The sequence below is a fragment of the Neobacillus sp. DFD-2R genome (genome assembly GCF_057747865.1).
Genome location: NZ_CM173228.1, coordinates 2,586,900 through 2,610,242, shown reverse-complemented (window position 1 = coordinate 2,610,242; position 23,343 = coordinate 2,586,900). Strand labels below are relative to the sequence as shown.

The window sequence follows — 23,343 nt, the reverse complement described above, 5'->3', positions numbered from 1 at the left end:
TCAACTCCATTCTTAATGGTTACTCAGTTGATTAAAATAGTGCTGAACTTTAAATAATAAATTAGCCAGCTGTTCACTTTCTTCTTCCCCCAAATAATCAATTAATCCTGAAAAGGTTTCAGAAAACGCCTTTTTTGCTTGTTCTGTGACTGCCATACCCGCTTGCGTGAGTTTAATTTTAACAGCACGTCTGTCTTCTGTATCGGTCGAACGTTCAACCAAACCATCTTTTTCTAGGACATTTATGATTTGCGTCACAGTTGGTGGAGTCACATGCAATTTTTGACTAATTTCAGAAATCTTCATATCGCTTTTTTCCTCTGTTCCATGCTTAATCGTCACAAGAACCTTAAATTCGCTCGGATTATAACCGGCTATTTTCTTTTCATGCCATCCCGTCTTTCTGAATTGCATAAACGCTTTTAAAAGTTTTTGAGCTGTGGCACTCTCCAAATCAGCCATTTTTACCACCTCGATTTTCATTTCTAATACAAATAGTTAGGTTACTAATATATTTACATACCTAAGTATATTACCCATTTTTTTATCCGTCAATTTTGAATATGTAAAGAGAAAAGTTTGTTCAAAGAGGTTTTTTAAGAGTAGAAAAACAAATAAACACAGGAAATCCTGTGTTTAAGAATTTAAATAAAGTTCTCAATAAGCAGCGGAATCTGCATATCCAAGCCTATTTTTGTGCCGCTTCTTTTTGTACATCCGCATTCACTAGTGTCCACTTGCCGTTATCGTTAGACCAAAAGGTTTCAACATAGGCAATCGTATCAGCGTTTGCAATTCCAGTTATTTTTTGGATCCCTTTTAACCCCATTTCTTCCCCTTTGATGTGAACAGGTATTAAGGTGCTGTACGGATTCACTGTTAATTCAGTCGGTTCATTTAATTTTCCATAATGGTAAACGCCGAGCTTTTCATAATATTTTTTTCGATCCATTAAGTCAAACATATACGTTTTCCCTGTTTCCGTTAAATTTATTGTTGCCTTATAGCCATCAACATATCGACTTTCCACTTCTAAGGGTTCAGGAACAGTCAAATTGGTAAGGATAAAATCCTTAAGAGAGTATACATAGTTAATGGTAATTTTACCGCTTCCTCCTGTTAGGACATTGGCAAATATATCTTTTACGCCGTCATGGTTTAGATCAACCAGCTGGAGTGAAGCTTTCGAACCACTCTCCAAAGGAAAATGAAACGTTTTACCGTTGGAAGCGGATATATCAATATAAATCTTTTTCAAAAAAGAATCTTTATCCTGATAGGGAACACCCTTTAGAGAGATAATCTCATTTTGTCCATCACCCGTAATGTCTGTTTCTTTTTTTATAATGGTGAGTGTTTTGGATTTTTCCTCAATTGCATAAACACCTGTTATCGTAGAAAGTAATGTGAGAAAGAACGAAGCAGCAATTATTAATATCTCTTTTTTCATCATGATCCCCTCCAAAATCTGATAGTTTCTATCATGCCCAATTTAGGAAAAAAAATGAAAAAAAAGGTTGACTTAATGAAGTCAACCTCAACTCAAATATTATTCTACAGGTTTTTCCTCTGCTTCTACTTTCCAAACAGTTGTAACTTTACCATGATCCCCTTCATCCAAGATAAAGGATCCATTTGAGTAGCGGTCACTAAAACGAATTTCTTCCGCTTTTATCGATTCAATGTGTCCTTTTTCTGTCTGAATAAAAATAATGTCTTGATTATGGGCAACAACAAAGCCCATTACGCGATGAGGATTTGCTTTAAGTTCGCGTAGGATAACAACCCCACGCTTCGCACGTGAAGTTTTCTCAAATTCTTTCAATTTCATTCGCTTCACGGCCCCGCGCTGTGTAGAAATAACAATGGTTTGATCGCTTTCAGGGGTAAGGATTTTGCCGCCTACCACCGTGTCCCCATCTTTTAAGTTAATTCCTTTTACACCGGCAGCACGTACACCCACGATACTAATTTCCTCTTCATGGAACCATAATGCATAACCGAATTGCGTAATGAGGAAAACTTCCTTTGACCCATCTGTAAGATGAACATCAATGACCTGATCATCATCCTTCAAATTAATACCGACAAGTGGTTTAGAGTATCGCTGCGCTTTGTATTGTTTTAATTCTGTTTTCTTGACCATTCCATTTTTTGTGATAAAAACGATGAAGGCTTCTGTCTCAAAATCTTTTACTGGAATGGCTTGGATGATTTCTTCGTCACGTTCAATTGGAATGATATTGGCGATATGTTGACCAAGATCTTTCCAACGAATATCAGGAAGTTCATGGACTGGGCAGAATAAGTAATTACCTTTATTAGTGAATAGAAGTAAAACGTCTTTTGTATTCAAATCGAGCTGTTCTAACAGACGATCTGAATCCTTCATTGCAAAATCTTGCCCGTTTGAAGCTGCATACGATCGCCCGCTTGTACGTTTTACATAACCTTGTTTAGTAACTGTGACAATTACGTCTTCACTAGGGACCATGACTTCAAGATTAATTTTAATCTCTTCGATTTCTGCTTCAATTTTGGAACGGCGCTCATCGGCAAAGCGTTTTTTCACGTCTTTTAATTCTTTTTTGATAACGGAGAATAGTTTTTTCTCACTTGCTAAAATGCCGGTAAATTCTTCGATTTTTTTCGCTAATTCTTCCGCTTCATTTCTTAACGCGGTAATGTCTGTGTTTGTTAAGCGGTAAAGCTGTAAAGAGACAATTGCTTCAGCCTGTAGTTCTGTAAAACCATATTTTGCAATTAAGTTGTCCTTCGCATCACGTTTATCCTTTGAAGCACGGATGGTGGCAATCACTTCATCGAGGATTGATAAAGCCTTCATTAATCCTTCAACAATATGCTGCCGTTCTTTTGCCTTATTCAGTTCAAATTGTGTTCTTCTTGTGACGACTTCTTTTTGATGTTCAATATAGGCGTCAAGTAATTCTCTGAGCCCCATTAATTTTGGCCGCTTTTTATGGATGGCGACCATATTAAAATTATAGGTAACTTGAAGATCACTATTTTTATATAAAAAGTTTAAAACACCTTCAGCATCGGCATCTTTTTTTAATTCAATGACAATACGGAGACCAGTACGGTCTGTTTCATCACGAATTTCAGAAATACCCTCTACTTTTCTGTCGAGGCGGAACTCATCCATTTTTTTGACGAGATTTGCTTTATTGACTTCATATGGAATCTCTGTCACAACAATTTGCTGCTTACCGCCGCGAATTTCTTCAATCTCTGCTTTTCCGCGGACAATGATTTTCCCCTTACCAGTTTCATAGGCTTTCTTAATCCCATCTAAACCTTGAATGATGCCTCCTGTCGGGAAATCAGGCCCTTTAATAATTGTCATCAGCTCATCAACAGAAACATCAGGCTGATCCATTCTCATGATCACGCCGTCAATGACTTCTCCAAGATGATGTGGAGGAATTTCAGTTGCATAACCCGCAGAAATCCCTGTAGAGCCGTTCACCAGCAGGTTTGGAAACATGGCCGGTAAGACGGTTGGTTCTTTTGAGGTATCATCAAAGTTTGGGATAAATTCAACGGTTTGTTTTTCAATATCACGTAAGAGTTCAGCAGCAATTGCTGAAAGCCGAGCCTCGGTATAACGCATCGCTGCAGGAGGGTCACCATCGACACTGCCGTTGTTTCCATGCATTTGGACCAAGACATTTCTAACTTTCCAGTCCTGGCTCATCCGTACCATTGCTTCATAAACGGAGGAATCACCATGTGGGTGGTAGTTACCGATTACGTTCCCGACTGTTTTCGCTGATTTACGGAAACCTTTATCGTAGGTATTGCCTTCCACGTGCATTGCGAACAGAATTCTTCGTTGCACGGGTTTTAAGCCATCACGTGCATCCGGCAAAGCACGTTCTTGAATAATGTACTTACTGTATCTGCCAAACCGATCGCCAAGTACATCTTCAAGAGGTAAGTCACGGAATTTTTCACTTGCACTCATTCTTCAATGTCCTCCTCAACGATCGTTATATTTTCATTTTCCAGAATGGTGTCTTCTTCTTCTAAACCAAATGCTACATTACCTTCAATCCATTTACGGCGCGGTTCTACCTTGTCGCCCATAAGCGTTGTGACACGGCGTTCTGCTCTAGCAATATCATCAATTTTTACTCGGATGAGTGTCCTGGTCTCCGGATCCATTGTTGTATCCCAAAGCTGGTCGGCATTCATTTCACCAAGACCTTTATAACGTTGAATAATATAGCCTCTGCCAACCTTTTTCAACGCATCCTGAAGCTCATCCTCATTCCAGGCATACTCTATCACTTCTTTTTTCCCTGTTCCTTTACTCACTTTATATAAAGGCGGAAGGGCGATAAATACTTTACCTGCTTCAATAAGCGGCTTCATATAACGGTAAAAGAAGGTTAGCAATAAAACTTGAATATGTGCTCCGTCCGTATCGGCATCTGTCATAATGATAATTTTATCGTAATTAATATCTTCCACATTAAAATCTGCACCTACACCGGCACCGATAGCATGAATAATCGTATTGATTTCTTCATTTTTAAAGATATCGGCCAATTTAGCTTTTTCAGTATTAATAACTTTACCCCGTAAAGGAAGAACAGCCTGAAATCGGCGGTCACGTCCTTGTTTTGCCGATCCTCCCGCGGAATCACCCTCAACCAAATAAAGCTCATTTTTTTGAGGATTACGTGATTGTGCCGGTGTCAGCTTACCTGATAATACAGCCTCTGAACGTTTGCGTTTTTTCCCGCTTCTGGCATCTTCACGGGCTTTTCTTGCCGCTTCACGGGCTTGATAGGCTTTAATCGATTTTTTTATAAGCAAGGAGCTAATATCAGGGTTTTCTTCGAGGAAATAGGAAAGATGTTCTGAAACAACTGCATCTACTGCAGATCGGGCTTCGCTTGTTCCTAATTTACCCTTTGTTTGTCCTTCAAATTGTAGCAGTTCTTCAGGAATTCTAACGGAAATGATTGCGGATAGGCCTTCGCGAATATCTGCACCATCAAGGTTTTTGTCTTTTTCTTTTAACAAAGAAACCTTTCGGGCATAATCATTGAATACTCTTGTCATTGCTGTTTTCGATCCGGCTTCATGTGTTCCGCCATCCTTTGTCCGAACATTATTGACGAAGGATAGAACATTTTCCGAATAACCATCATTAAATTGGAAAGCAAACTCCACTTCGATGCTGTTTTGTGTTCCTTCAAAGCTGACAACTGGGTGGAGGACGTCTTTTTCTTCGTTTAAATACTCAACAAAAGCTTCAATCCCATTTTCATAATGAAAGACTTCATGAAAATCATTCCGGTCATCGATAATCTCGATTTTTAATCCTTTTAACAAGAATGCTGATTCTCTTAACCTCTCACATAATGTTTCAAAATTATAAGTAGTAGTCGAAAAAATGGTTGGATCCGGCTTAAAATGTATGGTTGTTCCTGTTTGATTCGTTTTGCCGATTTTTTCTAAAGTTGTAACCGGTTTGCCGCCATTTTCAAAGCGTTGTTCATAGACGAACCCATCTCGCTTGATGGTAACAGTTAACAATTCAGACAATGCATTTACAACAGATGCACCGACTCCGTGTAAACCGCCGCTGGTTTTATAGCCGCCTTGGCCAAATTTTCCACCCGCATGGAGAACAGTTAAAATAACTTCAGGAGTTGGTTTCCCCATTTTATGCATTCCTGTTGGCATTCCGCGTCCTCTATCAACGACGCTAATGGAATTATCTTTGTGTATGCGAACAATAATGTGATCTCCAAAACCGCCAAGGGCTTCATCAACCGCATTGTCCACAATCTCATATACAAGATGGTGCAGACCGCGTGAATCGGTACTGCCAATATACATTCCCGGACGCTTTCGAACGGCCTCAAGACCTTCAAGCACCTGTATGGCATCATCATTATAATCAAAGGCTTGCTGATTTCTTGCCACTAAAATACCCCTTTCATTCCTTACAAAAAGAAAACATCCTTCTGATTGCTTAAAAAAATAGTTCATAAATCTTTCGTTTAAAAGATTCGATAATCCTTTAAGAATTTTTAATTAGAACAAATGTTTGTCGTTACTATTTTACCACATGTTCTTTACGCGTCTATGCTTAATTGTAGCGATTTATTTCGATTTGGCAAATACGTTCTTCGAAACAACATATTTTTGTAATAAAATTTATCATCTAGAATTGGTAAAAAAACGAAAAAACTGCCTTATTTTATTTCGGCAGTTTTTTGTTTTTTCTATTTTGTTAAAGCATGTTCAACTTTAATACAGCGGTCCATCACAACCGTATAGCCCTTATCTTTTAGAAATTCATATGCTTCTTCATTGAAAAGTCCAAGCTGTGCCCAAAATACATCGGCATCAATTTGAGCAAACTCTTTGGCAACATCAAACAATTCCTCTGAACGGCGGAAAACATTTACAATATCGACATGACCCTTAATATCCTTCAGAGACTTAACTGCTTTTACACCGAGCACCTCATCTACAGTAGGATTAACAGGTATAATTTCATAGCCCGCTTTTTTCATTACTTCGGTTACTTGATAGGAAGTGCGGGTAGGTTTATCACTTAAACCAACAACGGCTATTTTTTTTGCTTTTTTTAAAATAGCTCCAATTTCTTCACGGCTTGGATTTTCGAAGCCCATACTATTCACTCCTTAAAGATTTTTCTTTATTTTACCTTTTTCTTCTAAAAAAACATAATGAAACCTCTTCGAATATGAAAGGGCTGGGACGCAGCTAAGCTTTTATTGTAATATCCTATAAAGCAGATGCAAGTTCCGGTATAATTACTGAGGTCGCTTTCGGAACAAATAGACTGAAACTTGCACCATCATCCGTATTATCCACCTTGACACGACCGTTCATATTTTCTAAAATCATTTTGGTCATATAAAGCCCAAGCCCTGTTCCATGAGCTCTTGTTGTAAAGTAAGGGTCAAAAACCATGTTGATGATTTCTTTTTCAATTCCACCCGCATTATCGATAAATTCTGCAATTATATACTCTTCTGTTTCAGTGATTTTGATTCGTATTTTTCGATTTTTAATCTCACGGTTAACAAAAGCATCTCTGGCATTGGTTAGAATATTTAGAACTACCTGGCTATATTCATTTGGAAAACCATAAGCCATTTGCCTCCCCCTGTATTCAAACTCCACTTGGATATCATGGTTTTTTAAGCTTGAAGAGAAGATTGAAAGGGCATCTTCAATCGATTCAGCTAGGGGAAAGGAAGTCCTTTCTTTATTGGGGCGGTAAAATTTCCGAAAATCATTGATGGTATTTGACATATGATTAATTTGAATCATACATTCCCTAGTAAATCGGTCAATATATTGATTGTTAATCTCTCCGAATTCAGAGGTTTCTTTCACATCTTGTATTAAAATAGATAAACTCGTAAGCGGCTGGCGCCATTGGTGACCAATAGTTGCAATCATTTCTCCCATAGCAGCAAGCTTTGATTGTTTAATTAAGATTTGGTCTTTTTGCTTATTTTTGGCCATCTCTTCCTGTATTCTTTTTTCTAAAATGCAAATCACTGCCTCATACTTTTCTGCAAGAGCCCGATAGCTTTCTTCATTTTTATTCAGTTTTTCCATAGCTCACAAGCCCCCTAAAAAATCGTTACCTAAATTATAGAGTTACAAAAATACTCATTCAATGAATTATCATATGATTTGAAAATTCTCCATATTTTTGTAATAAAATAGCCTTTTATTGTTCGAACTTTTGAAACAAAAAAATAGACCGGCACTGGTCTATTTTTTTGTTATGGTTGGAACTGTATTCATAATGTCTAGGGAAATGATTAACTTGGCTTCTATCGAAAAGCAAAGATGGTGTTTTCGTAAATACATGGTAAAATAAAAGGACTGGATCTTTTTATAGAAGGAGAAATCATTAATGGTTCAAATTATTTTAGTCATGATCCTCGCATATTTGCTAGGTTCGATCCCTTCCGGATTAATTATTGGAAAAGTTTTTTACAACACAGACATACGACAGCATGGTAGCGGCAATTTAGGTGGAACCAATACCTTCCGTGTTCTTGGTATCAAGGCTGGTTTAGCCGTAACAATGGCCGACATTTTAAAGGGGACCCTTGCAGCATCTCTAACCCATTTTTTTCATTTGGATATTAACCCATTGATTGTCGGAGTGTTTGCTGTTTTAGGACATACTTACCCAATTTTTGCCGGTTTCCGCGGTGGTAAGGCGGTTGCAACCTCAGGCGGTGTGGTTTTGTATTATGCTCCCTTAATGTTTTTAACTGTTCTTTTAGTCTTTTTTATTAGTTTATACATAACAAAATTTGTTTCTCTCTCCTCCATGCTTGCAGGGATATGCGCTGTTATTTATGCAATTTTCATTGGGGACATCCCCTTATTGATTGTGGTTTCTTTTATGGCAGCATTTGTGATCTATCGACATCGTGCCAACATTAAAAGAATTATTAATAAAACTGAACCTAAAATTAAATGGCTATAAAGGACCGCTACGGTTCTTTATAGCCATTTTTTATTCATGAAATATTCAATTTCACCATCGTTCATTCATCTATTTTTCTATTACAATAAAAGTATAAAAGCCAGCTTATAAAGGAGCGGTTCAAATGTTAAGTCCTCAACAAGATTACATTTTTTCAACCCTAGTTTCCGAGAAAACCCAAGAAAATGACTTTGTAATTGAATTTTTTTCTTGTGAAATAAGTGAACAAAATGTATTTCAGCCAATTAAAATAACACATAATTTTGATGAATTAATTGATTTTTTTGAAGCGATGGAAGATTAATCTGAAAATATGGAAAAAAGCGGCTGACCAAAGTCAGCCGCTTTATATTTTAAGTAATCGAAAATACCCTCTTCCTGCTACATCTTTGACATAATCAAGATTAGTGTGGTCAAAATAGACAAAATCTCTTTCGTGGATAATTATTTTAAGTTCTTCAAACTCAAAAATTAGGTCACCTTTTATAGTCCGCTCTTCCAGAGACAGATTTAACTTTTGCCCCCCTCAGCCAATCCCCATGCTCAATCGTAAGTAAAGCTCCTCATCTTCTGTATGTTTTAGCTTATTAACTGATTCCTGTAGTAATTTGTGCACACTGCCTGTTATCTTAAACATTTATTTCCTCCCGGTTAAAAAAAGCTTGAAAAAATCGAAAAAATCACACATTAATATATTATACTATTTTTAGTATCCTAAAAAAGTATTTGTTTCACTATCGTTAATAGTTAGGAGAAGGTATGAAAAAAAAAGTTATCATTCCGTCATTATTAATTATTATGGTTTGCATTGCCTTAGCGGTTTCTCTTTTCATTCAACAGCAACAAAATAAAGAGGTATTAGAGACCTTCCCTCCAATGAAGCTGCATGCGTTAAGACAACAATCTGACATGGGAAGAGGTTTAACTGAAAAAATCACGATTGGTGCTATTGGAGATGTGCTTATACATGATGTTGTATATCAAGATGCATTTAATGGTAAACAGTTTAATTTTGATCCAATTTTTGAAAATGTGAAAAGTCTTTTGCAAAAACCGGATATTCTCACAGCCAACCAAGAAAGTCTTCTGGGAGGAATCGAACTGGGGCTTTCCACTTATCCTAAGTTTAACAGTCCCCACGAAGTCGCGGATGCTCTCGTACATTCGGGAGTTGATATCGTATCAACAGCTAATAATCATTCATTGGATAGAGGTGAAATAGGGATTGATTCCGAAAGTTCCTATCTGAATAAAATTGGCTTGCCGCATGTTGGTAGTTTTACAGATGAAAAAGATAGGCAACGATTAAGAATCATTGATAAAAATGGAATTAAAATTGCCTTTCTTTCCTACACGTATGGGACCAATGGGATCCCTATTCCAAATGGAAAAGATTTTCTTGTAAATCTGATAAATCTTGATCGAATGAAAGAAGAAATCCATAGGGCCAAAAAAGAGGCTGATGTGGTTGTTATGAGCATTCATTGGGGTGTTGAATACCAACGAATTCCGAATAATGATCAAAAAGACTTAGCTAACTTTCTTGCCGGTGAAGGGGTTGACGTCATTTTTGGATCTCATCCGCACGTTCTGGAGCCGATGGAATGGATTAAATCGAAGGATGGCAGGAAGACTTTCGTCGTCTATTCATTAGGCAATTTTATTTCAGGTCAAACCAATGACGATAAAGATATCGGTGGCTTAGCAACGGTTGACATCACTAAGCATATATCGGAAAAAGGCGATTCGGTAGAATTATCAAATCCTGCTTTTTATCCAACGTATGTTTCGAGTCAAAAGTTTAAAAATTACCGGGTTGTTCCATTAGAAAATGCCGGTGCGTTTGGTCTTCCAAATCCAGGTGCAAAATTCAAAGAAATTCAAGATCATATGTTTCAATGGCTTCGTTAATTCGGGGCTATATTAAAAATAATAAAGTTGAAACACTCGATTAAGATAGATTCTTCTTATATAATAAAAATATAGACCTCTAAGAAAGGAGATTCACATGAATATTAAAATTACTAATGAGGCAGCAGATTGGTATAAAAATGAACTTGGTCTAGTAAACGGAGATTTTGTTCGTTTCTTTGTTCGTTATGGTGGCTGCAGCACGGTACAGAGTGGTTTTTCACTCGGAATCACCAATGAAGATCCTATTGATTTAAGTGTTAAAACAGAACAGGACGGTATTACCTTTTATATTGAAGAAAAAGATGCATGGTACTTTGATGAACATGACCTAGTCATTGAATTACAGCCGGAATACGAGGAACCTGTTTTCCATTATCAAAAAAACGTATAAGCTAATGGAACACTTCAGAGTTCAAATATCTAAAAAAGCACACTCGGAACAAACTTCCCAGTGTGCTTTTATTATATTTTTTCTAAGTCGCGAACAATTTTTTCATATATTTCATGTGTGAGTAAAGAATTTCTAGTGAGATACGGATGGAAAGGTATTTTAATCAATAATTTTAAACTTGAATGGATATTAGAAAATCGGTACCTTTGGCTAATTTCTTCAAGTTTTTCTTCGTTTCTTGTAAATAGGTGTAATTCCATGTCGTTCATACTGCTAATACCGGGAAAATAGACCTTCTACGCAATATCACCCAATCCAATGATTCCAAGCTTTAAAATACACTAACCTCCATTTGAAAGCTACATCAAGTATCCAAAATATGGCCAAAAAGACCTTCCTTCACCAGAATGTCTTTTTGTCTATCTCCGATAAGATCGAAATGGGAGTATCCATCTCGTCTGATGTGAATCCATTCTTTTTTTAATCCATATTTTTTGCCCCACTCAGCTAGTTTATCAAGATCATTACATCCTACTTTCGTTACCGTTTTAGAGCCTGGAAATCTGTCATCCAGCCAATAATGGGTTAAAAAGGCAATTTCTCCACGATCAATCTTCTGTTTCCAGGCGATTAGTTCGCTTTTTTTTATTCCAAATGCCAACCAAACCACTCCGCATCACTATTTTTTCTTAATTTCTTCGTACTTTAAAAACCACTCGGGGAAAACTTTCTTAAAGGCAGCAGGTTTAAAGTTATCCTTCCTTACAATGATATGTGTTGTTGATCCTACCACACATATATCTCTATCACCATTTTCAACAGAATAGGCATAAATGGTCTTAATACCATCGCTGTAATCAATCCAAGTTTTTACAAAGGCCTTATCCCCATAACGTAAAGGTTTTTTATAGGTAACCTGAACATCGTAAACCGGTGCATAGTATCCTGCCTCTTCCATAGCAACATACGAATACCCAATGTCCTCAATCAGACCGCTTCTGCCCAGCTCAAAGTACTTTAAGTAATTCGCATGATAGATAACACCCATCATATCCGTATCTGCATAATAAAGCTGAATTTCGCGAATTGAAACAAATAAATTATCCATTTTCAACTTTTCCTTTCAAAGCCCATTTTTGTGGTAGGTTATTTCAGTTTTTTTAAAGCTTTATTGACATCTTCTTCTTCAATAAAACTTGACTTTTCAACTAGATCGTCTGTTTCTTCACCCGTCATTAACCTCATTGCTTGTGCTTGAATCATTTCATCGACCAGATTAGTGGCAAATCGGCCATTCCCATTGAACACGAATTCTTTCATTGTTCGCAGCAATAAATTGCTTGCAGCTTCTGTTAATTCATATTGATAGCTTTGTGCATATGTATCCATAATGGAAAGTAGCTCCTCTGACGAATAATCAGGGAAAAGAAAAAATTTCTTAAATCGCGATCGAAGACCTGGATTGCTTTCTAAAAGATTGTCCATCTCTTCCGGATACCCGGCTAAAACCACAACCAGGTTTTCATTATGTTTTGTCATCTCATCGACGAGGGTATCTATGACCTCTTTTCCAAAATCACCGGAGGTTTGTCCGAGAAGCGAGTAGGCTTCATCAATAAAAAGGACACCTCCTAGTGCCTCTCTAATCTTTTTCTTTGTCTTTCCTGCGGTTTGCCCTACATATCCCGCTACAAAATCGGCCCTGCTTGCCACAATTAAATGGCCTCTTTTCAAGATACCGCATTCCCGAAGCAGCTCGGCATAAATTTTAGCGACCGTCGTTTTTCCTGTACCAGGGTTTCCTGTAAAAACAGCATGTAACTGAATTGGAACAGTTGGAAGTCCTTTTTTTCTTCGAAATTGCTGCATGGTGACGAACGAAGCAAGCGACTTCATTTCTTCTTTTATTGAATCAAGTCCGATTAAACGGTTAAGTTGTTCGTTTGCCGAATCGTTTTTTTCTTTTTTTTCAATAACGAAGTCAATTTTATTTAATAAGGTAAATTGCAAAATGTCTTGGTCTTTTACCCGTATACATGAGCCTTTTTTAAAAATGGCATCCATTACAAGATTCCGAGCAGTTCTGGCGTTTCCAAAGGAATCGTCCACTCTTTCTTGATCAAGTCGATGGTTCAGCTCGATTTTAGCCTCATTAGTCAGGATATAATCATTCCCTGCTGCTATTTGTTCTGCAATCAGGATTAACTCTTCATTTGAATAGTTCGGTAAATGAATAAAATTTGACTGAGGAAAACGGCTTCTTAATCCCGGATTTGCATTAATAAAGGAGCGCATTTCTTCCGGATACCCAGCCATTATAACGGCAAATTTTCCACCGTACTCTTTCCCTGTCATTAGCGAAACAAGTGTATCGATTGCAGTTTGTCCGTAATCATTCCCTGTTTGACCCTCTCGCTTAAGACTATAAGCTTCATCAATAAATAAAACCCCGCCAATTGAGCGTTCGACGATTGCGCGAACGTTTTCTTCCGTTTGTCCGACAAACGCACCAATTAATTGGGAGCGATCTGTCTCAACCACTTCGGCACGGGGCAGCACCCCAAGCTCGTGATAGATTTTTGCTAATAACCGGGCAATGGTTGTTTTCCCGGTTCCTGGATTACCCGTTAAAATCATATTTAAGCTCAGTTCATCTTTGATATGAAAGCCCAGCTCTTTCCGCTGTTTTTGGTATTTTAAGAATCGGTAAAAATCATTTACCCGCTTCTTAACCAAATCCATTCCGATCATTTCATTCAATTGATCAAGAGCATTTTCTGTTGTTTTTTCCACCGCCTCTTCTTTTTGAAAAAGCTGCTGCCATTCCAGTTTTATTTTTTCTAAACTGGTCAAATGGTTTTTTAAATCTTCGTAATAGGTAGAGGTATGGAAAACGCCTGTAATGGACTGTTCATATTCCTCTGCTGCTTTTAAAAGGTTAACCGTTGTCTCGATAGCAGAAGCAAGAAGGTCAGTAAGCCTTTTAATTTGAGCATAAAGGTCGTTATTTACTGATGGAGATACTTGATCCAAAATAGCCGATAAATCATGTAAATGATCGTCAGCATCCGCTAAAAAAGTTTGACAAATTTCTATGTATTGTTCGGCAATTTTCTTCTTTGCTGTACGATTATCCGTTTCTCTTATCGATGGAAACGTTAAAATGCCGAGTATGTCCTGCTTCTTCTTCCAATCATCCTGTATCAAGAATTCTTTTGCTTTTTTGTTCGAGGGATCAAGTTCAATTGCTTTTTCCATCCAAACCTGTGCTAAAGAATCCCCTTTTTTTTGTCCAATCCGTGAATATGCAGCTAATACGAGTAATTGTGATAAAATCACAGGATTGGTTTCGAAAGATAAAGCATTAATTAATGTATTTTCATCTGTAATAAATCCTTTTTCGTGCAGTTCTTTTTCCCAGTTAATTAATTGATTGTTTAATACAATTTGTTGATTCATAATAATCACTTCTTTATCAAAATTTCCTTTTTATCTTACCACACCAAACGTAAACTGACTAAATAAGAGGTTTTGCAAGAACAATTGAAAAGACCTGTCTCAAAGAAACAGGTCTTTTAATTCTATTCGGTTCGATTTCGGTTTGCATGGGCTTCGTCTTGAACCTCTGAACGGAAGGAATTTAAACTTTCCTCTCTCCGTTCATTTTTCGCTTCAATTTGCTGCCGCTGCTGTTCACTGTCCGTAAACTGAAGCGATTCTTCTGCTTTTCGAATATTTTCTTCCGTGTTTTGAATCATGGACTGCAATTTTTCTACATTATCACTACGGTCATCTGGTTTTGGTTTGTTGTTATATTCCATTGTAATACCTCCATAAGATCTTGATGATACAGATATAGTTTGTTACGAAGAAGCAAAAATATCACAAAAAAAAGGATGTTTTTTTCAAACAAAAAAGACCCGCGGCACTAAGCCTACAGGTCTTTAACAGTCATAATATTATTCACCTTTAGTTTGTATTACTTGTGCTTGCTTTCCGGAAGTATCCTGCATTGATTTACCTTTATTTCCTCCAAATCCACGCGGTTGAGTTCCTATATGGTTTGGTGCAAAGTGTTTACTATCTTTTTTTGGATTTCCCATGTCATGATCCCTCCTTATTTACATTTTGTCCAAATTTGAGAAGATCATGAATGGTAATCAATGTGATTACTACTCAGCTTTACCAAGGCGTTTTTCTTCTAAGCGTTCTTCAATTTTTTCCATTGCAGCTCGATCTTTCAGTAGTTGACTTTTATTTTCTGATACAAGTTCTGCAAAGGAACGTTTTCTAGGTTTTCTCATTCGTATCACCTTCCTTAGTACCTATTGTAACAGTTATTATGCCCGCAAACGGTTGCAATTATTACAACTTTTTGAAAATTTAATCGTATTTCAATTTTGGATTTTTTATAAATAAAAAAAGATATTGGCCAAAGCCAACATCTTTTTGCTTATTTAAGATTTTCGGTAAACTGCTTCATTACAGCATGCTGCATAGCACCCGTATATTTATTTTGAATAATCCCATTACTGTCAATAAAATAAGTGGTTGGAATAGAAATGATTTGATACATTTCATTTACCTTATCATCCGTATCGAGAAGTACGGGAAAAGTGATTCCATTTTTATCTACAAATCCTTTGACATCTAGTTGTGGATCAATATTAACAGCTAGAATAACGACATCTTTTCCGATTTGTTTGGAAAATTGCTCCATCGCAGGCATTTCCGCTTTACAAGGAGGACACCATGTTGCCCAGAAGTTTAGCATGACTTTTTTACCTTTTAAAGAAGAAAGCTTTACCGTTTCACCAGTCAATGTTTTTAATTCAAAATCAGGTGCCTTTGACCCGATTTGAAGACTTTCTGTTTTGGATGTTACTTGGCTGGATGCATTCCGGGGTTCCGCCTTTTTATCCATTGCCTGTACAATTGCTACAGTAAGTAGGGTTATTAATACAACAGCAGCAATAACTTTTTTTACCATACACTGAACCCTCTTTCATTCATTTTGTGCTATATTGATTTTACACTATAAAGTCAGTTAAAATAAAGCTTGTGTAAGCCAATAATGTGAACATTTCTGGAACAGTTCTTTCAAAATAGGAAAAAAGCAAGCTGTTCCGCTTGCTTTTAACTCCTGTTATTCAAAGCATCAAGAATATTCTTTGTGACCCTCTCGACTATATTGTTTATATCTTTTTCGGATAAAGACCGTTCTAATGTAGGGGTCTTTTTCTTAGAGTGGATTCCTTCTAGCGTTTCAACCCCCAATGGTGAAGCACCGCTGATGCCCATTTTTGTTTTAATGGTTTTCAGTTCAGCAACCTTCCTTTGGGAAAGCTCTCTGTCTCCATTAATTTGTTTGGCAATCCAATTGATTTTTGCATTAAATTCTAATGATTCCATTAAATAAAAGGCATGTTCAAGACTTTTGCCCCATGTTAAGGCGCCATGATTTTCTAATAGGACCCCCTGATGGTCAAGAACATATTTTTTTACGGCATCGGGAATTTCTTCAGTTGACGGTGTCCCATATTCTGCAACCGGAATCGTTCCTAAAAAAACGACTGACTCCGGCATAATGGCTTGATCTAATGGAATTCCTGCTATCGCAAAGGCTGTTGCATATGGAGGATGAACATGAACAACTGCTTGGATATCCGGACGCTCCCTATAAACTAACAGATGCATTTTCATTTCAGAGGTTGGCTTCCATTCCCCTTCCAGTACATTGCCATGCGCATCTACCTTCAAAATCATCTCGGGGGTCATAAACCCCTTGCTTACACCGGTTGGCGTAATTAAAAATTCATTTTCCTTAAGCCGAATTGACAGATTGCCATCATTGGCAGCGACTAACCCTTTATCATAAATTCGTTTACCAATTTCACATAATTGTTTTTTTAAATTGATTTCAGTAGTCATAGCCACTCCGCTTTCCATCCCTATTATTTAAAAAGTTTAGGAAGCTCTTCCTGGAAATTACCTGATAGTATACCCTTTTCTGTAATAATAGCGGTAATGTACTCATGTGGTGTAACATCGAATGCAGGGTTAAATACTTTCACACCTTCAGGGGCCGTTCTTTTTCCAAATCCTTCGGTAATTTCAGCTGCCTCTCTTTCCTCGATGGGAATATCAGCACCCGTTTTGGTTTCTAAATCAATGGTCGACATCGGTGCTGCAACATAAAAAGGAATATTATGGGCTTTGGCGAGCAGGGCGACACCGTATGTTCCGATTTTATTGGCCACATCTCCATTTGCTGCCACGCGATCACAGCCGACAATTACTGCTTGTACCCATCCCTTTTGCATGACCATGGCAGCCATATTATCAGTGATAAGGGTAACATCAATACCTGACTGCATCAGTTCCCATGCAGTCAATCGGGCTCCTTGCAAAAGCGGTCGCGTTTCATCAGCAAATACTTTGATATCCCATCCCTTTTCCTTCGCTAAATAAAGAGGTGCTAATGCGGTACCATAACGAGCAGTAGCGATACCTCCCGCATTACAATGCGTAAGAATTCCCATGCCATCTTTTAATAACGTGAGTGCATGTTCACCTATTGTTCGGCATACTTCTTCATCTTCACTACGAATTAAGTGTGCTTCATTTTCGAGTGCTTCTTTAAGTTTTGAGACCGAAAGTTCTTTATCTCTCAACACTCGATTATCCATCCGCTTCAGTGCCCAAAATAAATTTACTGCGGTCGGGCGGGAAGTCGCTAAATAGTCTGATTGCTTTTTAAATACCGGATAAAAATCTTCAAATGAAGATTCAGGTCCATTTTTGATTCCAAGCAGCAATCCATAGGCGGCCGCAATACCAATTGCCGGTGCACCGCGAACCTTTAATTGTTTAATGGCATCCCAAGCATCTTCAATTTTGGTGATTTCAAGGAATTCGGTTACATTTGGAATTTTAGTTTGATCTAATATTTTTAAGATCCCGTTTTCGTATGAAACGGATTGCATAAATGATGTGGTCATTTTGGGTTCATCTCCTCTATCAGAACAAGTATATTGTTTTCGTTATTTTTCACATTCTACCATTGTAATTTTAACAATATTCATGGCATATGCAATACTTTTAATTTTTTGAATCCTCCTAAAAGCTTAATGGCTGAGGACGAATGGAAATCAGGTTTGCTGAAGAGGGAAACCGAACTTCTTAAGCTGTTATAGCTAAACATGAAGAGAGGAGAAAAATCCTTAGGTTTTTCTCTTTTCGTTTAGAAAAATTAAGTTACCGTCCTAGCCTAGTTTTACGAAAACGGTCATCATGGAGCTTCTATGGTTACCGTCCTAGCCTAGTTTTAGGGAAAACGGTCATCATGGAGCTCTTATGGTTACCGTCCTAGTCTAGTTTTAAGGAAAACGGTCATCATGGAGCTCTTATGGTTACCGTCCTAGTCTAGTTTTAGGGAAAACGGTCATCATGGAGCTCTTATGGTTACCGTCCTAGTCTAGTTTTAGGGAAAACGGTCATCATGGAGCTCTTATGGTTACCGTCCTAGCCTAGTTGATGGATCTTATTGAGCGATATTCTACTCTCTTCTTGTTTTAACCCATAAGCTTTCTCTTTTCTAATAGTAGCTCATGAAATTCCTTATCAAGCTGTTGATATTTACTGTCCTTCTTATCGATTAATGAAAGTTCACCAAGGACTGTGGCAATTTTATTTTCAATGACCATTAATTCCTCTTTTATAAGATTTTCAGTCTTATTATCTTTGTTAAAGTATTCTTCAGGAGTCATTTCGAAACGTTTAATGGTTTGATTTTCAAACACTAACAAACGATCGCAAAGTTTATTTACAAAATAATAGTCATGTGAAACAGTAATCAGCGTGCCAGTAAATTCGCATAATGTACGCTCTAGCTGTTCCCTGCTGGGTAAATCAAGATGATTGGTCGGTTCGTCTAAAATGAGAACGTCATATTCCTTCATTAACATATCAACTAGCTTTATTCTTGTTCTTTCTCCAAGGCTTAGTGTCCCTATCGGGTTTGTAATAAGCTGTTCTTTTAAACCAAGATTGGCAAGTAGTGTTCTTGCATGGAAAATTTCTTGGTTATCCGTTAAATTTAAAGCTTCAATCGCACTTTTCTCTTTGGGAAGATCTAGAACATCCTGGCTTAAGTAAGCAATCTTCATCGATTCACTCTTCCAAAGTTCTCCCTCTGTAACTACCTCTTTGCCGAGAATCATCTTAATTAACGTACTTTTTCCACAGCCGTTTTCACCTAACAATCCGATATGTTCACCGTGATTAATATAAAATTGTGATCGATGAAAAAGAATCCTGTCACCAAAGGATTTAGCAAGCTTATTTGCTTCAATGACACGTTTTCCTCTTTTCCCATGGCTATCAAACTGAAATTGTACTTTCACATCTTCAGTGGGTTTTTCAACTTTATTTTTTTCGAGCTCAGACTGCAGCCTTTTCATTTTAGATTTTACTTGGTTATCTAGCTTTTTGGCCTTTACGCGATGATATTCCTTAAATCCATTTTGTCTTTTTGATGGACCGCTTCCCTTTTTTGTGGAATCGCGATGGGCTTTCTCAGACCAAGTCTTTAATTGTTCCATTTGCATTTCTATTTTTTCTTTTTGTTTTTGCTGTACTTCATATTGATGAAACTGATTTGCTGATCTTTTCAGTTTCTCTGACTGATAGTCACTATAATTTCCATTAAAAAAATTGATTTTCCCATTTTCCAATTCAAATATACGCGTTACGGTTTTATCTAAGAAATGTCGGTCGTGTGAAATAATAAGAACAGGGCCTTGGAATTTATCCAACTCAGAAATGAGCCAAGTGAGTCCCTGCATATCTAAATGGTTCGTTGGTTCGTCTAGGATTAAAAAATCAGGTTTAGTCGCCCACACCATTGAAAGTGCCAGCTTTAATTTTTCACCTCCGCTTAAATGGTTTAATCGTACATCATCCCATTTGAAAACTTTATTAAGACCGAGCTGTCTTGCGTGCTTCAACAAATCATTTTCACTAGTCAGTGACTCCTGGAATTGATTGAATTCATAATCGATCGATTGTGTTAAGTAGCCAATTTTACAATTAGTTCCTTTTTCAATGATTCCCTTATCAGGGTTGAACTTGCCAAATAGTAAATTGGCAAGTGTGGTTTTACCTGTGCCATTATAGCCGACAAGGCCGATCCTTTCGCCATTTTTTATCTCAAATTGGACGTTTGTTAATATTTTTTTTAAATCAAAGCTCTTTTCTAACCCTTTTACTTTTAATACAGTTTGATTATTTGGCATAAAAAAACCCCCTTCAAACGAACCTGAAGAGAGTAATATGTAATGATCACCATTTAATTTGGTCAACAAATAAACCTATATAGGTTTGGAAATGGTTTATACGATCAGGACATAAAAAGGACAGACGAATCCTATTCTTCAGGTTCATTATTTTCGATAATTCGAATAATGAGATGAAAAATAAGATTATAACTTCATGCCTTTTTATCATTCCTTTTCGTTTATTAATTCTATTTTATTGAAAACAAGCTTAGATTGTCAATTATTTTCAAAAAAACACCATGCAAATCCGCATGGTGTTTTTCAATATAAAGATTACGCTTGTAATTTTTCACGTAATACCATTTGAAGAATACCGCCGTGACGATAGTAATCAATTTCAACTTCAGAGTCGAAACGAACAAGAACTTCAAATTCTTTCTTGCTACCGTCTTCAGCAGTAGCTGTAACTTTTAGCAAGTCACGTGGTTTTACATTTTCATCGACTTGAACATCAATTGTTTCCTTACCAGTTAAACCAAGTGTTTCAGCATTTTCGCCTTCTTTGAATTGAAGTGGGAGAACACCCATTAATACAAGGTTTGAACGGTGGATACGTTCAAAGCTTTCAGCAAGAACTGTTTTAATGCCTAAAAGGTTCGTTCCTTTAGCAGCCCAGTCACGTGAAGAGCCCATTCCGTAATCTTTACCGGCAAGTACAATGAGGCCAGTGCCGTTTTCTTTGTACTTCATGCAAGCATCGTAGATTGACGTTACTTCGCCTGTTGGCCAATAAGTAGTGAAGCCGCCTTCTGTACCAGGTGCGATTTGGTTGCGAATACGAATGTTTGCAAAAGTTCCGCGCATCATGACTTCGTGGTTACCGCGGCGGGAGCCGTAAGAGTTAAAGTCACGAGGCTGAACGCCTTTTTCTAATAGGTATTTTCCGGCCGGAGTATTTTTACCGATTGCTCCTGCTGGAGAAATATGGTCTGTTGTTACAGAGTCTCCAAACTTACCAACTACACGTAGTCCTGTTATAGGTTCAACTTCACCCGGTTCCGGTGATAAGCCCTCAAAGAACGGTGGATTTGCAATATAAGTGGAATCTTCATCCCAAGTATATAATGGCTCATTGCTTGTTTTGATTTCGTTCCAACGTTCATTGTCACCGAACACGTTCTCATATTCTCTACGGAATAGTTCAGGTGTAACAGTACGTTTAACAACATCATTTACTTCGGCAGTTGATGGCCAAATATCCTTGAAGAATACATCATTACCATCTTTATCTTTACCGATTGCTTCGTTAGCGAAATCAATGTTCACAGTTCCGGCAAGTGCATATGCCACAACTAATGGCGGTGAAGCAAGGTAGTTTGCTTTTACAAGCGGATGGATACGGCCTTCAAAGTTACGGTTACCTGAAAGAACAGATGTAACTAATAGGTCATTTTCCGCAATTGTTTTTTCAATTTCTTCTTTTAATGGACCGGAGTTCCCGATACATGTTGTACAGCCGTAGCCAACAAGGTTAAAGCCGATTTGTTCAAGGTATGGAAGCAACCCTGAATCACGAAGGTATCCGGTAACTACTTTTGAACCAGGTGCTAAAGAAGTTTTAACGAATTTCGGAACTTCCATTCCTAATTCAACAGCTTTTTTCGCAACAAGTCCGGCACCCACTAGAACATATGGGTTAGAAGTGTTCGTACAGCTTGTGATAGAGGCAATTGCAACCGCACCAGTTTTAATCGCAGTTTCGTCGCCGTTTTTGAATTTAACTGTTGCGGACTTTTCAAGTTCGTCAGCCTGTAAGCCAAAGCCTTGGTTTCCTTGTGGAGCAGAAACAGCTTTAACGAATTCTTGTTTCATTTTTGAAAGAGGAATCAAATCCTGTGGACGTTTAGGACCGGAAAGATTTGCCTCAATTACAGATAAGTCGATTTCTACTACATTAGTATAAACAGGCTCAAATGAAGGATCGAAGAATAAGCCGTTTTCTTTGCAATACTGTTCAACTACCTTGATATGCTCTTCATCACGGCCTGTTAAACGCATGTACTCAATTGATTCACCATCAATCGGGAAGAATCCGCAAGTTGCTCCATATTCAGGAGCCATGTTTGCAATCGTTGCACGGTCTGCAAGTGGAAGAACAGATACACCAGGGCCGAAGAATTCAACGAATTTACCAACAACACCTTGGCCGCGAAGAACTTGCGTTACTTTTAAAGCCAGGTCTGTTGCAGTTGCACCGTTTGGAAGCTCACCTGTTAATTTAACCCCAACAACCTCAGGAACCGGGAAGTATGATGGCTGTCCAAGCATTCCAGCTTCTGCCTCGATACCGCCTACACCCCAGCCAAGTACGCCAAGACCGTTGATCATAGTTGTATGTGAGTCGGTACCTACTAATGTATCAGGATATGCTTCAAGTTCACCGTCAGCATTTTCAGCAACGTAAACCACATCTGCCAAGTACTCAAGGTTAACTTGATGAACAATACCTGTTGCAGGCGGTACTGCACGGTAATTATTAAATGATTTTTGAGCCCAGCTCAAAAACTGATAACGTTCAGCATTTCGTTCAAATTCTAAATCCATGTTGACTCTTAAGGAATCAGCAGTTCCATAAGCATCAACCTGTACAGAGTGGTCGATAACAAGGTCTACTGTTTTCTCGGGATTGATTTTATCCGGATCCCCGCCGAGGTCAGCCATTGCTTTTCTTAATGAAGCAAGGTCAACAACTGCCGGAACACCTGTAAAGTCTTGTAGGATTACACGAGATGGCTTGAATGGTACATCAACTTCTTTAAGCTCATCAGTTCCCCATTTTGCTAAGTTTTCAACATGCTCTTTTGTGATTACACGGCCATCTAATTGGCGAAGTACGGATTCAAGTAATACTTTTACAGAGTATGGCAGTTTAGAAACTTTACCAATACCAGCCTCTTCAAGTGCATTTAAACGATAATAATGGTAGCGTTTGCCGTTTACATCAAACGAAGAATGTGCATTAAATACATCATTTTTTACCATGTGTAAAAACCCCCTCATTCGTCATAATTAACCAAAATAAATGAAAAGTCGAAAAGTTTGAATATTCCCATCCACTCTTACTTTTCTCACAATTCCAATATTAATACAACCTTCAACATAAGTAAATAACAAGAAAGTTATTGTGAATGATAAGTTTTACTTATGTTTTTAATAGAAATTGTTCGAAA

21 protein-coding genes are annotated in these 23,343 nt (G+C 37.6%); 4 read left to right on the top strand and 17 right to left on the bottom strand.

Annotation, left to right across the window (positions count from 1 at the left end; all coding sequences use genetic code 11):
- Positions 1–12: 12 nt before the first annotated feature.
- The 6 genes from AC3ANV_RS13045 to AC3ANV_RS13020 all read right to left on the bottom strand — a co-directional run bounded on the left by AC3ANV_RS13045 (position 13) and on the right by AC3ANV_RS13020 (position 7,641).
- Positions 13–462, bottom strand: coding sequence for a MarR family winged helix-turn-helix transcriptional regulator (locus AC3ANV_RS13045; RefSeq protein WP_488313997.1), 450 nt, complete (start codon positions 460–462; stop codon positions 13–15).
- Positions 463–688: 226 nt separating this feature from the next.
- Positions 689–1,453, bottom strand: a complete 765-nt coding sequence (locus tag AC3ANV_RS13040; protein WP_488313996.1) for a hypothetical protein — start codon at positions 1,451–1,453, stop codon at positions 689–691.
- Positions 1,454–1,549: 96 nt separating this feature from the next.
- Positions 1,550–3,988 (bottom strand): DNA topoisomerase IV subunit A, encoded by a 2,439-nt coding sequence (parC, locus tag AC3ANV_RS13035; RefSeq protein WP_488313995.1) that lies wholly within the window; start codon positions 3,986–3,988, stop codon positions 1,550–1,552.
- The gene (parE, locus tag AC3ANV_RS13030) at positions 3,985–5,964 is read right to left on the bottom strand and encodes a DNA topoisomerase IV subunit B (RefSeq protein ID WP_488313994.1); all 1,980 of its coding nucleotides are present in this window, start codon (positions 5,962–5,964) and stop codon (positions 3,985–3,987) included. The genes parC and parE overlap by 4 nt, the downstream gene beginning before the upstream one ends.
- 302 nt (positions 5,965–6,266) lie before the next feature.
- Positions 6,267–6,680, bottom strand: coding sequence for a CoA-binding protein (locus AC3ANV_RS13025; protein WP_488313993.1), 414 nt, complete (start codon positions 6,678–6,680; stop codon positions 6,267–6,269).
- A 115-nt stretch (positions 6,681–6,795) separates the two neighbouring features.
- A complete protein-coding gene (locus AC3ANV_RS13020; RefSeq protein WP_488313992.1) occupies positions 6,796–7,641 on the bottom strand; it encodes a sensor histidine kinase in 846 nt (281 codons plus the stop codon).
- Positions 7,642–7,945: 304 nt separating this feature from the next.
- Between AC3ANV_RS13020 and plsY the strand changes: the two genes are divergently transcribed.
- From plsY to AC3ANV_RS13000, 4 genes are all read left to right on the top strand, one after another.
- Positions 7,946–8,530, top strand: coding sequence for a glycerol-3-phosphate 1-O-acyltransferase PlsY (gene plsY, locus AC3ANV_RS13015; RefSeq protein ID WP_488313991.1), 585 nt, complete (start codon positions 7,946–7,948; stop codon positions 8,528–8,530).
- A 124-nt stretch (positions 8,531–8,654) separates the two neighbouring features.
- Positions 8,655–8,834 (top strand): hypothetical protein, encoded by a 180-nt coding sequence (locus AC3ANV_RS13010; RefSeq protein ID WP_488313990.1) that lies wholly within the window; start codon positions 8,655–8,657, stop codon positions 8,832–8,834.
- 455 nt (positions 8,835–9,289) lie between these two features.
- On the top strand, positions 9,290–10,441 hold the full coding sequence (locus tag AC3ANV_RS13005; protein WP_488313989.1) for a CapA family protein: 1,152 nt from the start codon (positions 9,290–9,292) through the stop codon (positions 10,439–10,441).
- Between the two features lie 97 nt (positions 10,442–10,538).
- A complete protein-coding gene (locus tag AC3ANV_RS13000) occupies positions 10,539–10,835 on the top strand; it encodes a HesB/YadR/YfhF family protein (RefSeq protein WP_488313988.1) in 297 nt (98 codons plus the stop codon).
- 364 nt (positions 10,836–11,199) lie between these two features.
- Here AC3ANV_RS13000 and AC3ANV_RS12995 read toward each other — a convergent pair whose 3' ends face one another.
- The 11 genes from AC3ANV_RS12995 to acnA all read right to left on the bottom strand — a co-directional run bounded on the left by AC3ANV_RS12995 (position 11,200) and on the right by acnA (position 23,155).
- A complete protein-coding gene (locus AC3ANV_RS12995; protein ID WP_488313987.1) occupies positions 11,200–11,496 on the bottom strand; it encodes a hypothetical protein in 297 nt (98 codons plus the stop codon).
- An 18-nt stretch (positions 11,497–11,514) separates the two neighbouring features.
- Positions 11,515–11,943: an acyl-CoA thioesterase gene (locus AC3ANV_RS12990; RefSeq protein WP_488313986.1), complete on the bottom strand. Its 429-nt coding sequence runs from the start codon at positions 11,941–11,943 to the stop codon at positions 11,515–11,517.
- Between the two features lie 38 nt (positions 11,944–11,981).
- Positions 11,982–14,294, bottom strand: coding sequence for an AAA family ATPase (locus AC3ANV_RS12985; RefSeq protein ID WP_488313985.1), 2,313 nt, complete (start codon positions 14,292–14,294; stop codon positions 11,982–11,984).
- Between the two features lie 122 nt (positions 14,295–14,416).
- Positions 14,417–14,656, bottom strand: coding sequence for a small acid-soluble spore protein Tlp (tlp, locus tag AC3ANV_RS12980; RefSeq protein WP_488313984.1), 240 nt, complete (start codon positions 14,654–14,656; stop codon positions 14,417–14,419).
- Between the two features lie 138 nt (positions 14,657–14,794).
- A complete protein-coding gene (locus AC3ANV_RS12975; RefSeq protein ID WP_488313983.1) occupies positions 14,795–14,938 on the bottom strand; it encodes an acid-soluble spore protein N in 144 nt (47 codons plus the stop codon).
- Positions 14,939–15,007: 69 nt separating this feature from the next.
- Positions 15,008–15,139, bottom strand: a complete 132-nt coding sequence (locus AC3ANV_RS12970; protein ID WP_488313982.1) for an FbpB family small basic protein — start codon at positions 15,137–15,139, stop codon at positions 15,008–15,010.
- Between the two features lie 149 nt (positions 15,140–15,288).
- Entirely contained in the window at positions 15,289–15,825 is a 537-nt protein-coding gene (locus AC3ANV_RS12965; RefSeq protein WP_488313981.1) for a redoxin domain-containing protein, read from the bottom strand.
- A 146-nt stretch (positions 15,826–15,971) separates the two neighbouring features.
- Positions 15,972–16,766: a class II aldolase/adducin family protein gene (locus AC3ANV_RS12960; RefSeq protein ID WP_488314207.1), complete on the bottom strand. Its 795-nt coding sequence runs from the start codon at positions 16,764–16,766 to the stop codon at positions 15,972–15,974.
- A gap of 23 nt (positions 16,767–16,789) precedes the next feature.
- On the bottom strand, positions 16,790–17,836 hold the full coding sequence (gene mtnA, locus AC3ANV_RS12955) for an S-methyl-5-thioribose-1-phosphate isomerase (RefSeq protein ID WP_488313980.1): 1,047 nt from the start codon (positions 17,834–17,836) through the stop codon (positions 16,790–16,792).
- 573 nt (positions 17,837–18,409) lie between these two features.
- Positions 18,410–20,131, bottom strand: coding sequence for a ribosomal protection-like ABC-F family protein (gene abc-f, locus AC3ANV_RS12950; protein WP_488313979.1), 1,722 nt, complete (start codon positions 20,129–20,131; stop codon positions 18,410–18,412).
- A 315-nt stretch (positions 20,132–20,446) separates the two neighbouring features.
- Positions 20,447–23,155, bottom strand: coding sequence for an aconitate hydratase AcnA (gene acnA / locus AC3ANV_RS12945; RefSeq protein WP_488313978.1), 2,709 nt, complete (start codon positions 23,153–23,155; stop codon positions 20,447–20,449).
- Positions 23,156–23,343 lie beyond the last annotated feature (188 nt).

What these genes read in the sequence shown, in the direction of transcription:
- AC3ANV_RS13045 (WP_488313997.1), bottom strand. Translation starts at nt 462, where the DNA reads ATGGCTGATTTGGAGAGTGCCACAGCTCAAAAACTTTTAAAAGCGTTT.
- AC3ANV_RS13040 (WP_488313996.1), bottom strand. Translation starts at nt 1,453, where the DNA reads ATGATGAAAAAAGAGATATTAATAATTGCTGCTTCGTTCTTTCTCACA.
- parC (WP_488313995.1), bottom strand. Translation starts at nt 3,988, where the DNA reads ATGAGTGCAAGTGAAAAATTCCGTGACTTACCTCTTGAAGATGTACTT.
- AC3ANV_RS13025 (WP_488313993.1), bottom strand. Translation starts at nt 6,680, where the DNA reads ATGGGCTTCGAAAATCCAAGCCGTGAAGAAATTGGAGCTATTTTAAAA.
- AC3ANV_RS13020 (WP_488313992.1), bottom strand. Translation starts at nt 7,641, where the DNA reads ATGGAAAAACTGAATAAAAATGAAGAAAGCTATCGGGCTCTTGCAGAA.
- plsY (WP_488313991.1), top strand. Translation starts at nt 7,946, where the DNA reads ATGGTTCAAATTATTTTAGTCATGATCCTCGCATATTTGCTAGGTTCG.
- AC3ANV_RS13010 (WP_488313990.1), top strand. Translation starts at nt 8,655, where the DNA reads ATGTTAAGTCCTCAACAAGATTACATTTTTTCAACCCTAGTTTCCGAG.
- AC3ANV_RS13005 (WP_488313989.1), top strand. Translation starts at nt 9,290, where the DNA reads ATGAAAAAAAAAGTTATCATTCCGTCATTATTAATTATTATGGTTTGC.
- AC3ANV_RS13000 (WP_488313988.1), top strand. Translation starts at nt 10,539, where the DNA reads ATGAATATTAAAATTACTAATGAGGCAGCAGATTGGTATAAAAATGAA.
- AC3ANV_RS12990 (WP_488313986.1), bottom strand. Translation starts at nt 11,943, where the DNA reads ATGGATAATTTATTTGTTTCAATTCGCGAAATTCAGCTTTATTATGCA.
- AC3ANV_RS12985 (WP_488313985.1), bottom strand. Translation starts at nt 14,294, where the DNA reads ATGAATCAACAAATTGTATTAAACAATCAATTAATTAACTGGGAAAAA.
- tlp (WP_488313984.1), bottom strand. Translation starts at nt 14,656, where the DNA reads ATGGAATATAACAACAAACCAAAACCAGATGACCGTAGTGATAATGTA.
- AC3ANV_RS12975 (WP_488313983.1), bottom strand. Translation starts at nt 14,938, where the DNA reads ATGGGAAATCCAAAAAAAGATAGTAAACACTTTGCACCAAACCATATA.
- AC3ANV_RS12970 (WP_488313982.1), bottom strand. Translation starts at nt 15,139, where the DNA reads ATGAGAAAACCTAGAAAACGTTCCTTTGCAGAACTTGTATCAGAAAAT.
- AC3ANV_RS12965 (WP_488313981.1), bottom strand. Translation starts at nt 15,825, where the DNA reads ATGGTAAAAAAAGTTATTGCTGCTGTTGTATTAATAACCCTACTTACT.
- AC3ANV_RS12960 (WP_488314207.1), bottom strand. Translation starts at nt 16,766, where the DNA reads ATGACTACTGAAATCAATTTAAAAAAACAATTATGTGAAATTGGTAAA.
- mtnA (WP_488313980.1), bottom strand. Translation starts at nt 17,836, where the DNA reads ATGACCACATCATTTATGCAATCCGTTTCATACGAAAACGGGATCTTA.
- abc-f (WP_488313979.1), bottom strand. Translation starts at nt 20,131, where the DNA reads ATGCCAAATAATCAAACTGTATTAAAAGTAAAAGGGTTAGAAAAGAGC.
- acnA (WP_488313978.1), bottom strand. Translation starts at nt 23,155, where the DNA reads ATGGTAAAAAATGATGTATTTAATGCACATTCTTCGTTTGATGTAAAC.